The 15971-nt window shown below is 73.2% G+C and carries 2 protein-coding genes; both read left to right on the forward strand.

Annotated features, from left to right (window positions below; genetic code table 11):
• The first annotated feature begins 45 nt into the window (after nt 1-45).
• Entirely contained in the window at nt 46-699 is a 654-nt protein-coding gene (locus AOM46_RS26735) for a PAS domain-containing protein (protein WP_158920695.1), read from the forward strand.
• A gap of 483 nt (nt 700-1182) precedes the next feature.
• Nucleotides 1183-15954 carry a type I polyketide synthase gene (locus AOM46_RS26740; RefSeq protein WP_078857234.1) on the forward strand — a complete coding sequence of 4924 codons (14772 nt, stop codon included), beginning with the start codon at nt 1183-1185 and terminating at the stop codon, nt 15952-15954.
• The last annotated feature ends 17 nt before the right edge of the window (nt 15955-15971 follow it).

A 15971-nucleotide genomic window follows, 5' to 3' on the forward strand; every position in this document is an offset into this window, starting at 1 on the left:
GTGACACATGAGGTAGAGTCCCGCCCCGCCGAGTTGACACATTCGGTGCACGGGCTGGGAGCGACCCAGACCATCGACTACGCTCAAGTCGCGCTTGCCATCCTCCAGTACTCCGGATTATGCATCGCGAACCTCGACCCCGAGTTGCGTCTCGTGGAGGCCAACAACGAATTCGTCCACCACGTCTCGGGAACGTCCGCAAGCTTATCCGGGCGAAGTTTCCTCGACTTCCTCAATCCCGGCACGCAGGAGCAGGCCCGGCGCCACTTCGGCAGGCTCGCCAGCGGTCAACGCTCCGCGTTCACCGACTACCTGGTCGGGGTCAGCCTGCAGGGAGGGCAGTTCACCGGGCATCTCACCGCCATCGCCAACCACTCCGACACGGGCCGGATGAGCGGCGTGACCGTGATCGTCCAGCCGGACGGTGCCTCGGCGGAGCCGCCGAGACCCGTCAGAAAGAACCGGGCGCTCAACCCGCTGGACGCCCGTATCCTCGAAGGCATCGCCGCCGGTGCCTCCACCATCCAACTGGCCGCGAAACTGCACCTGAGCCGGCAGGGAATCGAGTACCGCGTATCGTCGCTGCTGCGCAAGCACCGCGTTCCCAACCGTGCCGCTCTCGTATCCAGGGCCTATGCCACGGGCGTTCTCACCATCGGCGCCTGGCCGCCCTCCGTGAGGCCGGAATTCATCGAGTGAGCATGGACGGCCCACCGGCCGGGCGGTTCCGCGGCGTTTTTCCCCCGCCCCGGACCCGCGCCCGGACCGGTGGGCTTTCCGCGTTCACGGGCACGACGGCGGAATGACATCGCGCCGTAACACACGCAGATGCTTCGGGCATATTCACCGGCACCGCTTTCCGGCGGCACGCGCCCACCGGATACCGCGCCGGGGCATAGCCATGCCCGGATGTGCCCGAATGGCAGGCCACTTACCCGAGGCGGACGCCCTTTCGGCTATCGGGCGCGGGTCTCCCACGGTAGGCGCATCGCCCCCGCCACCGCCAGCGTGCCCGGACCAGCCGGCCGGAACACTAGTAATTTCCGCGCTCGCCAGCCGGTACAAACGACCTTGTTCGACGTTCGACCGATCTTTGTTCGACCAACGACCTGTACACGGCGGGCCTGGCGAGCACCAGCCGGCAGCCGTCATGACCCGGACGCGGAAGGTTGTGTGGACCTCATGCGGGACGACGCGATTGCCATCGTCGGCCTCTCCTGCCGACTGCCGGGAGCCGCCGATCCGTCGGCCTTCTGGCGGCTTCTGGCCGACGGGGCGAGCGGACTCGGCCCCGCCCCCGAAGACCGGTGGGACCCCGAGGAGTTGGGCGACGACCTGCCGCCGTCGGCCCGTGCCCAGCTGCGCCACGCCGGATACCTGGAGCGCATCGCCGACTTCGACCCCGCGTTCTTCGGCATCTCGCCGCGCGAGGCCGCCGCCATGGACCCGCAGCAGCGCCTGGTCCTCGAACTCGCCTGGGAGGCGCTGGAGGACGCGGGCACCGTCCCCACCGCCCTGCGCGCCACCCGCACCGGCGTGTTCGTCGGCGTCATGAACGCCGACTACGCCGATCTGGTCCACCGTCAGGGCCCGGCGGCCTTCGACGCCCACACCCTGCCGGGGCTCAGCCGGGGCGTCCTGGCCAACCGGGTCTCCTATCTGCTGGGCACCCGTGGCCCCAGCCTGTCCGTCGACTCGGCGCAGTCGTCCTCGCTGGTGGCCGTTCATCTGGCCGCCGAGAGCCTGCGGCGCGGCGAGTCCACCCTCGCCCTGGCCGGCGGCGTCAACCTGATGGCCAACCCCGAAAGCACCCTGCTGCCCGCCGAGTTCGGCGGTCTGTCGCCCGACGGCGTCAGCTACACGTTCGACGCCAGGGCCAACGGCTATGTCCGTGGCGAGGGCGGCGGCCTCGTCGTGCTCAAGCCGCTCGCCGACGCCGTCGCCGCCGGCGACCGCGTCTACTGCGTGCTGCGCGGCAGCGCCGTCAACAGCGACGGCGCCGGCGCCAACCTCACCGCGCCCGACCAGGACGCGCAACGCGACGTGATCCGCGCCGCCCTCGCCGACGCCGAGGTCGACCCCGCCGAGGTGCAGTACGTCGAACTCCATGGCACCGGCACGCCCGTCGGCGACCCCGTGGAGGCCGGCGCGCTCGGCGAGGCCGTGGGCACCAGCCGCCCCGAGCCGCTGCACGTCGGCTCGGCCAAGACCAACATCGGCCATCTGGAGGGCGCCTCCGGCATCGCCGGGCTGCTGAAGACCGCCCTCGCCATCTGGCGGCGCGCACTGCCGCCGAGCCTCAACTACCAGCGGCCGAACCCCCGTATCCCGTTGGACGCCCTCAACCTCCGCGTTCACACCGCCGCCGGGCCCTGGCCCGATCCGGCGCGGCCCCTGGTCGCCGGCGTCAGCTCCTTCGGCATGGGCGGCACCAACTGCCATATCGTGCTCGCCCAGCACGCACACGACCCTGCCGTCCCCGCCGAGGAGGCGGGGAGTCGGACGGCCTTCGCCTGGCCGCTGTCCGGCAGGACCGACCAGGCGCTGCGCGACCAGGCCCGACGACTCCACGCCCGTCTCGCGGAGCGGCCGGAACCCACCCCCGCCGATATCGGCCTGTCGCTGGCCACCACCCGCGCCACCTTCGAGCACCGCGCCGTCGTCTCCGGCCACGACCGCGAACAGTTCCGCACCGCCCTCGACGCGCTCGCCGCCGGCCTGCCCGCGCCCGGCCTTGTCGAGGGCATCGCCGAGGACACCCGCCGCATCGTGTTCGTGTTCCCGGGACAGGGCGCCCAGTGGGCCGGGATGGGCCGCGAACTCCTCGACGCCGAACCGGCGTTCGCCGCCGAGGCGGAAGCCTGCGACCGCGCCCTCGCCCCGCTGACCGGCTGGTCGGTGGTGGACGTGCTGCGCGACGCCCCCGGCGCCGCCGACCTCGCCAGGACCGATGTGGTGCAGCCCGTGCTGTTCACCATGATGGTCTCGCTGGCCGCCACCTGGCGGGCGCACGGCATCACCCCCGCCGCCGTCGTCGGCCACAGCCAGGGCGAGGTCGCCGCCGCCTACACCGCCGGTGCGCTCAGCCTCGCCGACGCCGCCCGCATCGTCGCCCTGCGCAGCCGCGCCGCGGCCACCACCGCCGGCCAGGGCGGCATGGGCTCCGTGCTGCTGCCCGCCGAGGAGGTGCAGCGCCTGCTCGACGAACGGTCGTCGCCGCTGGTCATCGCCGCCGTCAACGGGCCAGCCGCCTGCGCCGTCTCCGGCCCGCCGGACGAACTCGACGCCCTGATCGCCGATCTCGTCGCCGCCGGCACCCGCGCCCGCCGCGTCCCCGGCGTCGCCATCGCCAGCCACTCGCCGCAGGTCGACGCGCTACGGGAGCGGATCACCAGCGACCTCGCCGGCATCGCCCCCCGCACCGGCACCGTCCCGTTCTACTCCACCGTCACCGGCGGGCGGCTCGACACCGCCGCGCTCGACACCGACTACTGGTACCGCAACATGCGTGACCGCGTGGAGTTCGCCGCCGCCACCGACGCGCTTCTCGCCGACGGCCACGACCTGTTCATCGAAAGCAGCTCCCATCCGGTGCTCGCCGGCCCGACCCAGGACAGCGTCCAACGGGCCGGGGCACGCGCCGACTACCTCGGCACGCTCCGCCGGGATCGCGGCGGCCGCGACCAACTCCTCGCCGCGCTGGGCGAGTCCCATGTCCGGGGCGCGCCCGTCGACTGGGCCTCCACCGTCCCGCCCGGCACCGCCCGCCGCGTCGACCTGCCCACCTACGCCTTCCAACGGCAGCGGTACTGGACCGGCCAGGCCGCCCCGCGCCCCGCACCGGCCGCCGCACGGCACACCGGGCCGGCCGCGCCCGACGCGACCGCCGCCCCCGGCCACGAGTCGGCGCTGCGCCGCCGCCTCGCCGACCAGGACCGCCCCGCGCAGGAGGTCGCCGAGGAGTTCGTCCGCTCCCATATCGCCGCCATCCTCGGCTACCAGGACCACGAGGCCGTCCCGCCGGGCCGCCCGTTCAAGGCCCTCGGCTTCGACTCCGGGATGTCCGTCGAACTGCGCAACGCCCTGTCCTCCGCCGCTGGCACGGAGCTGTCGTCCACGCTCCTCTTCGACCACCCGACGCCGGGAGCCGTCGCCACCCACCTGGTGGCCCGCCTCCTCGGCGACGACCCCGCCGCCTCCGCGCCGGTCGTTGTCCGTTCCGGTGGGGGTGCGGACGAGCCGTTGGCGATTGTGGGGATCGGTTGTCGGTTGCCGGGTGGGGTGGGTTCGCCTGAGGAGTTGTGGCGGTTGGTGGTGGAGGGGCGGGATGCGATGGGGCCGTTTCCGGTCGATCGTGGTTGGGAGGAGCCCGATGGTTCGTTCGCGGCCGTGGCCGGGTTTCTGGATGATGTGGCGGGTTTTGACGCGGAGTTCTTCGGTATCGCGCCGCGTGAGGCGTTGGGTATGGATCCGCAGCAGCGGTTGTTGTTGGAGACGTCCTGGGAGGCGTTGGAACGGGCGGGTATCGACCCGGCCGGGCTGCGCGGCAGCCACACCGGCGTCTTCGTCGGCGCGATGGCACAGGACTACGGGCCCCGGATGTACGAGGCCGAGGACGATCTCCGTGGCTTCCTCCTCACCGGCAACAGCCCCAGCGTGGCGTCGGGCCGGCTCGCCTATGTGTACGGGCTTGAGGGACCGGCGTTGACGGTGGACACGGCGTGTTCGTCGTCGTTGGTCGCGTTGCATCTGGCCGGTCAGGCGTTGCGTGCCGGGGAGTGCGATCTGGCGTTGGTCGGCGGCGCGATGGTGCTTGCCTCGCCGGGGATGTTCCTCGAGTTCGCCCGGCAGGGTGGCCTGGCCGGTGACGGGCGGTGCAAGTCGTTCTCGGAGGCGGCCGATGGCACGGGTTGGGCCGAGGGCGCCGGGATGCTGGTGGTCGAGCGGTTGTCGGACGCGCGGGCGCGTGGGCACCGGGTGTTGGCGGTGGTACGCGGCTCCGCCGTCAACCAGGACGGCGCGTCCAACGGCCTGACCGCGCCCAACGGACCCTCACAGCAACGCGTCATCCGACAGGCACTCGCCGCCGCCGGCCTGACGGCGGCCGATGTCGACGCGGTCGAGGCCCATGGCACCGGCACCAGGCTCGGCGACCCGATCGAGGCGCAGGCGCTCCTCGCGACCTATGGCCAGGACCGGCCCGAGGACCGGCCGCTGTGGCTGGGCTCGCTCAAGTCCAATATCGGCCATACCCAGGCCGCCGCCGGCGTCGCCGGTGTGATCAAGATGGTGGAGGCGCTGCGCCACCGGACCCTGCCGCGAACCCTGCATGTCGACGCGCCCTCCCCCCGGGTCGACTGGACCACCGGCCGGGTCCGACTCCTCACCGAGGCCCGCCCCTGGACCGTTGAGGACGGGGCGGTCCGCCGCGCCGGAATCTCCTCCTTCGGCATCAGCGGAACCAACGCACATGTGATCATCGAACAGGCCCCCGACGACCCGCACGCCGACGACGCCGACCACGACGGAACGCCGCACCAGGGGGTGCTCCCGCTGATCGTGTCGGGCCGGTCGGCCACGGCGGTCGGCGCCCTGGCGACCCGGGTCGCCGAGCTGCTGCGCGGCGCCGCCGACCCGGTCGGCGTGGCCGCCGGACTCGCCGGCCGAAGCCCGTTCGCCCACCGCGCCGTCGTCCTGGGCACGAACCGCGAGGAACTGACCGCGGGGCTGGAGGGCGTGGCACGCGGCGAAACCCCGGCCAACGCCGCCTCCGGCACGGTCGGCCGGGCCGGACGCGTCGGGTTCGTGTTCCCGGGACAGGGCGCCCAGTGGGCCGGGATGGCGGTCGAACTGGCCCGCACCTCCGAGGTGTTCCGCACCCGCCTCGACGCCTGCGCCGAAGCGCTGGCCCCCTTTGTCGACTGGTCGCTCGACGAGGTCCTGGCCGCCGCCCCCGACACCGGGCCGCTGGAACGCGTCGACGTGGTGCAGCCCGCGCTGTGGGCCGTCATGGTGTCGCTCGCCGACACGTGGCGGTCGTTCGGCGTGGCGCCCGACGCGGTGGTGGGGCACTCCCAGGGCGAGATCGCCGCGGCCGTCGTGGCCGGCGGCCTGACACTCGACGACGGCGCGCGGGTCGTGGCGCTGCGGTCCCGCGTCATCGCCGAACTGGCCGCCGCCGGCGCGATGTTGTCGGTCGCACAGCCCGTGGCGGAGGTCGAGGAACTGCTGCGCCGCTGGGACGGCCGGGTGTCGGTCGCGGCCGTCAACGGGCCCGGCGCGGTCGTGGTCAGCGGCGATGTCGGGGCCGTCAGGGAAGTGCGCGACGCATGCCTGGCGGCCAAGGTCAGGGCCCGCCTCATCCCCGTCGACTACGCCTCGCACTCCGCCCATGTCGAAGCCCTCCGCGACCGCATCCTCGCCGACCTCGCCCCCATCAGGCCGGTCTCCGGCACCATCCCGCTGTACTCCTCCGTCACCGCGTCCGTCGTCGACACCGCCGACATGGACGCCGCCTACTGGTACCGGAACCTGCGGGGCACCGTCGACTTCGCCGGCGCCACCACGGCCATGCTGCGCGACGGATACGGCACGTTCGTCGAATGCTCCCCGCACCCTGTGCTGACGGCGGCCGTCGAAAGCAGCGTCGAGGCGGCCGACGCCCAGGCGCTGGTGATCGGCTCGCTGCGCCGGGACGACGGCGGAATGCCACGGTTCGCCCACAGCCTGGCCACCGCGTTCGTCCACGGCCTTCCCGTCGACCTCGGCCCGCTGCTCCCGCCCGGCACCCGGCCGGCCGAAGGACTGCCGACCTACCCGTTCCAACGCGAGCGCTACTGGATCGGCCCGCGCACCTCCGCGACCGGCACCCCGGCCGGACAGGCCGCGTCCGCCCACCCGTTCCTCGACGCCGCCGTCGACCTCGCCGACGACGCCGGCCTCGTCCTCACCGGCGGCCTGTCCACGCGGACCCACCCGTGGCTGGACGACCACGCGGTACGGGGACGGACCGTGCTGCCCGGCACCGCGCTGGCCGAACTGGCCCTGCACGCCGCCGACCAGGTGGGCAGCCCGACGGTAGAGGAACTCACCCTGCACACCCCGCTGTTGCTGCCCGAACAGGGCACCACCGCCCTCCAGATCGTCATCGGCGCCCCCGACGACACCGGCCGCCGCACCATCGGCCTGCACACCCGCCCGTCCCAGGGCGACGAGCCCCAGCCCTGGACCGTGCACGCCACCGGCGTTCTCAGCTCCGCGACGCACACCCCGCCACCGGACACCCCCGTGACCTGGCCACCGGCCGACGCCACCCCCGTCCCCCTCGACGACGCCTACCAGCGGCTGGCCGCCCTCGGCTACGACTACGGCCCCGCCTTCCAGGGCCTGCGCGCCCTGTGGACCACGGACGGCGGCGCCTACGCCGAGGTCGAACTCCCCGACGGCACCCGGGAGGACGCCGACCGCTTCGCCCTCCACCCCGCCCTCTGGGACGCCGCCCTGCACACCATCGCCCTCGCCGGACTCGGCGAGCACGAGGGCGGCACCCCGCTGCCGTTCTCCTGGGCCGGCGTCACCCTGCACGCCGTCGCGGCCAGCCGACTCCGCGTCCAACTGCGCGCCACCGGCCGCGACACCGTCTCCCTGCACGCCGCCGACCCCGAGAACCAGCCCGTCCTCACCGTCGATTCCCTCACCATGCGCGCCGCCTCCGACGAGCAACCGAGCGCCGAGGCCACGACGGACGAGCTGTACATCATCGACTGGATCCCCGGACAGCCACCCGTCCCGGCGCCCGACACCCGATGGGCCGTCGTCGGAACGCCACCCGCCCGACTCCTGACCGCCCTCGAAACCGCGGACCACCGCGCCGACGTCCACCCCGACCTGGCATCCCTGCTCGCCGACGGCAACGAACCACCGGACATCGTGATCGCCACCACCGTCGGCACGGACGACGGCATGGTGCCCGCCGCGCACACCGCCGCCGCGCACGCCCTCACCCTCGCCCAAACCTGGCTGGCCGCCCCCCACTTGGAGAACGCCCGCCTCGTCCTGCTCACCCACCGCGCCGTCGCCGTCGACGCCAACGACGAGATCCACGACCTCGCCCACTCCACCGCCCGCGGCCTGTGGCGCTCCGCCGTCCGCGAGAACCCCGGCCGCTTCGCCCTCGTCGACCTCGACGACACGGACGCCTCCTGGGAACTCCTCCCCGCCGTCCTCGCCGCCGGCGACCCCGAGGCCGCCATCCGGCAGGGCACCTCCCGCCTGCCGCGCCTCACCCGCCCCGCCCCCACCGCGCTCACCCTGCCGGACGACACCGCCTGGCGCCTCGACTCCCGCGCCCGTGGCACCTTCGACGCGCTCGTCGCCGTCCCCGCACCCGAGTCGGACCTGCCCCTCGGCCCCCACGAGGTGCGGGTACGCATGCACGCCGCAGGGCTCAACTTCCGCGATGTCGTCGTCGCCCTGGACATGCACCAGGGCGAGGGCATGGGCCTCGAAGGCGCCGGCACCGTCCTCGAAACCGGCCAGGACGTGACGGAGTTCGCCCCCGGCGACCGCGTCATGGGCATGTTCTCCGGCGCCTTCGGCCCGACGGCCGTCACCGACCACCGGCGGCTGACCCGGCCGCCCGAGGGCTGGACCACCCTGCAGGCCGCCGGCGCACCCGTCGTCTTCCTCACCGCCCTCCACGGACTACGCGAACTCGGCCGGTTGGGCCCCGGCGACCGCGTCCTGATCCACGCGGGCGCCGGCGGCGTCGGCATGGCCGCCATCCAACTCGCCCACCACCTCGGCGCCGAGGTCTTCGCCACCGCCAGCCCGACCAAATGGCCCGTCCTGCGCTCCCTCGGCGTCCCCGACGACCACATCGCCTCCTCCCGCGACCTCGCCTTCGCCGACCGCTTCACCGAAGTCGCCGGAGCACACGCCATGGACGTGGTCCTCAACTCCCTCACCGGCGAGTTCATCGACGCCTCACTCGAACTCCTCACCCCCGGCGGCCGGTTCGTCGAAATGGGCAAGCTCGACATCAGGCCCGACGCATGGCTCGCCGCCCACCACCCCGACGTCGACTACCACTTCTTCGACCTGCTCACCTGCGAACCCGACCACATCGCCCGTCTCCTCGCCGAACTCGCCGGCCACTTCGACCGGGGCGAGCTGCGCCCCCTGCCCGTACGCCCCTGGGACATCAGGCACGCCAGGGACGCCTTCCGCTTCCTCAGCCAGGCCCGGCACATCGGCAAGGTCGTCCTCACCCTGCCGGGACGGCCGTTCGGCGACGGCACCACCCTGATCACCGGCGGCACCGGCGCGCTCGGCGCCCTCTTCGCCCGCCACCTGGTGACCCACCACGGCGCCCGCCATCTCCTCCTCACCAGCCGCCGAGGGCCCACCGCGCCCGGAGCCGACGAACTGCGCGCCGAACTGGAACAGGCCGGCGCCCATGTCACCATCGCCGCCTGCGACACCGCCGACCGCGACGCACTCGCCGCGCTGCTCACCACCGTCCCGGCGGCCCACCCGCTGACCGCCGTCGTGCACACCGCCGGCGTACTCGACGACGGCGTTCTCGCCGCCCAGACCCCCGAACGTCTCGACGCCGTCCTGCGCGCCAAGGCCGACAGCGCCTGGCACCTGCACGAACTGACCCGCGAACTGCCGCTCTCCGCCTTCGTCCTCTTCTCCTCCGTCGCCGCCACCGTCGGCTCCGCGGGACAGACCAACTACACGGCCGCCAACGCCTTCCTCGACGCACTCGCCCAGCACCGCAGGGCCGGCGGGCTCGTCGCCACCGCCCAGGCATGGGGCGTATGGGCACAGACCGACGGCATGACCGGCCACCTCGACGAGGGCGACCGGCGGCGGCTGGCCCGCGCCGGACTGCGCACGATGACAACGGACGAAGGACTCCACCTCTTCGACGCCGCCCTCGCCGCCGACCACGCGCTGTCCGTGCCCGCCGGCCTCGACCTGCGGGAACTGCGCACCACCCCCGACGCCGTGCCCCCGATACTCAGCGGACTGGTCCGCCCCCGGGGCCGGGCAACCACCGGCCGCAGGGTGGCCGCCGCCCGCACCGGACCCACCGGCCTCGCCGAACGACTGGCCGCCCTGCCGGAGACCGAACGGCTCCCACACGTCCTCGAACTGGTCAGGCGCGAGGCCGCCGTCGTACTCGGCCACGAGTCCTCCGCCCCCGTCACCGCCGACGAACCGTTCCGCTCCCTCGGCTTCGACTCGCTCACCGCCGTCGAACTCCGCAACCGCCTCAACACCGCCACCGGCCTCCGCCTCCCCGCCACCGTCACCTTCGACCAGCCGACGCCCCAGGCCCTCGCCGCGTTCGTCCTCACCGAGACCGGCGTCGCCACCACCGCCCCAACGCCCGCCTCCGCGCCGGTCGTTGTCCGTTCCGGTGGGGGTGCGGACGAGCCGTTGGCGATTGTGGGGATCGGTTGTCGGTTGCCGGGTGGGGTGGGTTCGCCTGAGGAGTTGTGGCGGTTGGTGGTGGAGGGGCGGGATGCGATGGGGCCGTTTCCGGTCGATCGTGGTTGGGAGGAGCCCGATGGTTCGTTCGCGGCCGTGGCCGGGTTTCTGGATGATGTGGCGGGTTTTGACGCGGAGTTCTTCGGTATCGCGCCGCGTGAGGCGTTGGGTATGGATCCGCAGCAGCGGTTGTTGTTGGAGACGTCCTGGGAGGCGTTGGAACGGGCGGGTATCGACCCGGCCGGGCTGCGCGGCAGCCACACCGGCGTCTTCGTCGGCGCCATCGCCCAGGACTACGGCCCCCGCCTCCACGAAGCGGGCCCCGACCTGCACAGCTCACTCCTCACCGGCAACACCACCAGCGTGGCGTCGGGCCGGCTCGCCTATGTGTACGGGCTTGAGGGACCGGCGTTGACGGTGGACACGGCGTGTTCGTCGTCGTTGGTCGCGTTGCATCTGGCCGGTCAGGCGCTGCGTGCCGGGGAGTGCGATCTGGCGTTGGTCGGCGGCGCGATGGTGCTTGCCTCGCCGGGGATGTTCCTCGAGTTCGCCCGGCAGGGCGGTCTGGCCGGGGACGGGCGGTGCAAGTCGTTCTCGGAGGCGGCCGATGGCACGGGTTGGGCCGAGGGCGCCGGGATGCTGGTGGTCGAGCGGTTGTCGGACGCGCGGGCGCGTGGGCACCGGGTGTTGGCGGTGGTACGCGGCTCCGCCGTCAACCAGGACGGCGCGTCCAACGGCCTGACCGCGCCGAACGGACCCTCGCAGCAACGCGTCATCCGGCAGGCACTCGCCGCCGCCGGCCTGACGGCGGCCGATGTGGATGTGGTGGAGGCGCATGGCACCGGTACGTCGTTGGGCGACCCGATCGAGGCGCAGGCGCTCCTCGCGACCTATGGCCAGGACCGGCCCGAGGACCGGCCGCTGTGGCTGGGCTCGCTCAAATCGAATATCGGCCACGCACAGGCGGCCGCGGGCGTCGCCGGTGTGATCAAGATGGTGGAGGCGCTGCGCCACCGGACCCTGCCGCGAACCCTGCATGTGAACACCCCCTCGCCGCAGGTGGATTGGTCGGCGGGGCGGGTGGAGTTGTTGACGGAGGCGCGTCCCTGGGGTGTGGGGGAGGGGCGGGTTCGGCGGGCGGGTGTGTCGTCGTTCGGGATCAGTGGGACGAATGCGCATGTGATTGTGGAGGAGGCGCCGGACGAGGGTGTTGTTGTGGATGGGGGTGTTGGTTCGTCGGGGTTGGGGGTGGTGCCTTTGGTGGTGTCGGGGCGTGGTGAGGGTGGTTTGCGGGGGCAGGCGGGGCGGTTGGGTGGGTTTTTGGCGGGTGGTGGTGGGGTGTCGTTGGTGGATGTGGGGTTCTCGTTGGCTTCGGGGCGTTCGGCGTTGGGTCGGCGTGCGGTGGTGGTGGCGGGGGAGCGGGATGAGGCGGTGGCGGCGCTGGCGGGGTTGGCGGATGGGGTGGCGTCGTTGGATGTGGTGGTCGGGTCCTCGGGCGAAGGCGGCCGGTTGGCGTTGTTGTTCACGGGGCAGGGCGCGCAACGGCTGGGGATGGGGCGGGAGTTGTATGCCGGGTTCCCGGTGTTCGCTGAGTCGTTTGACGCGGTGGGTCGGGAGTTGGACCGGCGTCTGGAACGGCCGCTGGCCGGGGTGGTGTTCGGTGATGATGCGGAGTTGTTGAATCAGACGGTTTATGCGCAGGCGGCGTTGTTCGCGGTTGAGGTGTCGTTGTTCCGGCTCGTCGAGTCGTGGGGGGTGCGGCCTGAGTTTCTGGCCGGTCATTCGATCGGTGAGGTTGCCGCCGCCTATTGCGCGGGGGTGTGGTCGTTGGCCGATGCGTGTGAACTGGTGGCGGCGCGTGGGCGGTTGATGCAGTCGCTGCCGGTGGGCGGGGCGATGGTGGCGATCCAGGCGAGCGAGGCCGAGTTGGGCGAACTGCCGGCGGGCGTCGGCATCGCGGCGATCAACGGGCCGAACTCACTGGTTATTTCGGGCGATGAGCAGCCCGTGGTGGAGCTGGCCGCCAGCTGGAAGAAGAAGGGACGCAAAACCCGAAAGCTGACCGTCAGCCACGCCTTCCACTCGCCGTTGATGGAACCGGTGTTGGACGAATTCCGTGCGGCCATCGTCGGGTTGACGTTCCGGCCGCCGACGATTCCGCTGGTCTCGAATGTGACGGGCGCATTGGCGACGGCGGAGCAGCTGTCCGACCCCGACTACTGGGTGGACCATATCCGTCAGCCGGTCCGTTTCGCCGACGGGATCACCACGCTCCACCGGCAGGGTGTGCGCACGTTCCTCGAACTCGGCCCGGACGGTGTGCTGTGCGCCGCCGGCGCCGAGAGCGCCGAGGACGCGCTGTTCGCACCCGCGCTGCGCGGCGGCCACGACGAAGCCCGCACGTTGTCGACCGCGCTGGCCCAGCTGTGGACGAGGGGCCTCGCCGTCGACTGGCCTGCCCTGTTCGCCGGTCTGGGCGCCCGCCGAGTCGACCTGCCGACCTACGCCTTTCAACACCAGAGCTTCTGGCTTGAGCCACGAGCCGTCTCCGGCGGCGCGCCCGCGGGGCAGTCGGCGCTGGCCCATCCGTTCCTGAACGCCGCCGTCGACCTGGCCGGGGACGCGGGCCTCGTGCTGACCGGCCGCCTGTCGCCGCGCAGGCACCCATGGCTCGCCGACCACACGGTGGACGGCAGGACGCTCGTGCCGGGGGCCGTCCTGACGGAACTGGCCCTACACGCGGGCGACCACATCGGGCTGCCCGTCGTGGCGGAACTGACCTCGCACACAGCGCTCGCGCTGCCCGCCCTGGGCGACCTCGCCCTGCAACTCGTCATCGGCGCCCCCGACGACACCGAACAGCGCCGCCGCCCCCTCACCCTCTACTCGCGCCCCCAGGACGCGCCCTCCGACACCCCCTGGACCCCGCACGCCGACGCCGTCCTCAGCGCCGAGACCGAGACCGACGCCCCCCGGCCCGCGAGCGTCCCCGTCTGGCCACCGGCCGATGCCACTCCCGTTCCGCTCGACGGCCGCCACGAGCGGTTCGCCGAACGAGACCCCGCCCCGCAGCCCGGCCTGCGCGGCCTGTGGCGCCGAGGCGACCAGCTGTTCGCCGAGATCACGCTGCCCACCGAACTCAGCACCCAGGCCGAACGGTTCGATCTGCACCCGGCTCTGCTCACCACCGCCCTCCGGGCCCTGACGCCGGAACTCCTCCCCGAGAAGGCCGACGACGAACCACGGCTGCCGTTCTCCTGGTCCGGCATCCAGCTCCACCGGACGGGCACCGCCGCCCTACGCGTCGTGCTCGACCGCACCGGCGACTCCGTGCGCGTCGACGCCGCCGATGTCACCGGCACCCCCGTCGCCTCCATCGACGCGGTCACCCTCGGGCCGCCCCTGCCCGTGGCCGCCGACGGCGCCACCACCGACGGCCTGCTCGCCCTCGACTGGGTGCCGCTGCCCCCCGGCGACACCCCGCCGTCCGGCGGAGCACAACCCGCCGCCGTCCTCTGCCCGTCCGCCGGCCCGAGCGTCGACCGGCTGGCCCGCGCCCTCGGCCACCCCGTCGACCGTTACGACCACCTCAAGGCGCTCGGCGAGGCGATCGAAGCCGGCGCGCCCGTCCCCGCCCTGGTGTACGTGCCCCACATCACCTACCACGCCGAAACCGCCGAACTGCCCGAGCACTCGGGGGCCGACGGGTGCGGCACCTGGCTGGCCGACGCGACCAGGGCCGCCACCGGGCACGCCCTCGCCCTGGTGCGGTCCTGGCTCGCCGACGCGCGGTTCGCCGGCTCCCGGCTCGTCCTCGTCACCCGGTCCGCCGTCGCCGCCGGGCCGGGCGAAGACGTGCACGACCTCATCCACGCCCCCATCTGGGGCCTGGTCCGCGTCGCGCAGCAGGAGCACCCCGACCGCTTCGCCCTCCTCGACGTCGACGCCGAGTCCGACGAGCACTCCGCCACCGGCCTCGACGAGGCGCTGCACTCCCGCGAAACCCAGTTCGCGCTGCGCGGCGGAGACCTGTACGTCCCCCGCATGACCCCCGCCCCCGCCCCCGCTGCGCCCGCCGCCCCGCCGGCCCCGTTCCGTCCCGACGGCACCGTTCTGGTCACCGGCGGCACCGGTGGCCTCGGCGCCCTCGTCGCCCACCACCTCGTCACCACCCATGGCGTCCGCCATCTGCTGCTGATCAGCCGCAGCGGGCCCGACGCCCCCGGCGCGGCCGAACTCGCCGACCGGCTCGGCGAAGCGGGAGCAGACGTGACCGTCGCCGCCTGCGACGCGGCCGACCGCGACGCGCTCGCCGCCGTCCTGGCCGCCATACCCGACGACCACCCGCTGACCTCGGTGGTGCACACCGCGGGCGTTCTAGACGACGCCCTCGTCACCGAGCTGACGGCCGACCAGATCGACCGCGTCTTCCGCCCCAAGGTCGACGCCGTCCTCAACCTGCACGACCTCACCCGCGAAGCCGACCTCTCCTCCTTCATCCTCTACTCCTCCGTCGCCGGCCGACTCGCCGGTCTCGGCTCCGGCTCCTACTCCGCCGCCAACGCCTTTGTCGACGCGTTCGCCGCCCACCGCAAAGCCACCGGCCGCCCCGCCCTCTCCCTCGCCTGGGGCCTGTGGGACGAAGGCAAGGGCATGGGCGGCAACCTCAACAACGCCGCGCGCGGCGGCCTGATCTCCCTCGGCATCACCCCCATGGCACCACCGCGGGCACTCGCCCTCCTCGACGCCGCGCACGCCACCGACCGGCCGTTCCTCCTGCCCCTCGGGCTCGAACGGGCCGCGCTCGGGTCCGCCGCCGACGCCGGCACCCTGCCCCTCGTCCTCTCCGAACTGGTGCGCCACCGCCCCGCCCGGCGCGCCACCCCCGCGGCCTTCGAAGGCCCCACGCCCGTCTCCCTGTCCCAACGGCTGGCCGGCGTCACCGAGGCCGAACGGCATCAGATGCTCGTGGACACCGTGCGGTCCGAAGTCGCCGCGGTCCTCGGCCACCGGGACGCCGCCGCGGTCGACCGGGACCGTGTCTTCACCGATCTGGGCTTCGACTCGGTCAGCGGACTGATGCTCCGCAACCGCCTCAACTCCCTTGCGGGAACGAAACTTCCCGCCACGGTCCTCTACGACGCCCCGACCTCGGACGCCCTCGCGCGCCGCCTCGCCGCCGAGGTCGCCCCCGCCGCCCCGGCGGACACCGACCACACCGGCGACGAGGCCCGGATCCGCCGCATCCTCACCTCCGTTCCCCTCGACCGGCTCCGCACCGCCGGGCTCCTCGACACCCTCCTCGGCCTGGGCGAGGAGAGCACCGCCACCACCACCAACGGCGGTGCCGCCGGCCAGGCCACGGACGCGGCCGAGGACGTCGACGCCGAGAACCTTGACGCGATGGATCTCGAACAGCTCGTCCAGATGGCCCTGGACTCCGACGACCACTGACCGCGCGCCCGACCACC

This window comes from Streptomyces sp. NBRC 109706, assembly GCF_000974485.1.
In the GTDB taxonomy this organism is placed as follows: Bacteria; Actinomycetota; Actinomycetes; order Streptomycetales; family Streptomycetaceae; genus Streptomyces.

Coding starts and splice junctions, on each gene's coding strand:
- AOM46_RS26740 (WP_078857234.1), top strand. CDS start 1,183: ATGCGGGACGACGCGATTGCCATCGTCGGCCTCTCCTGCCGACTGCCG.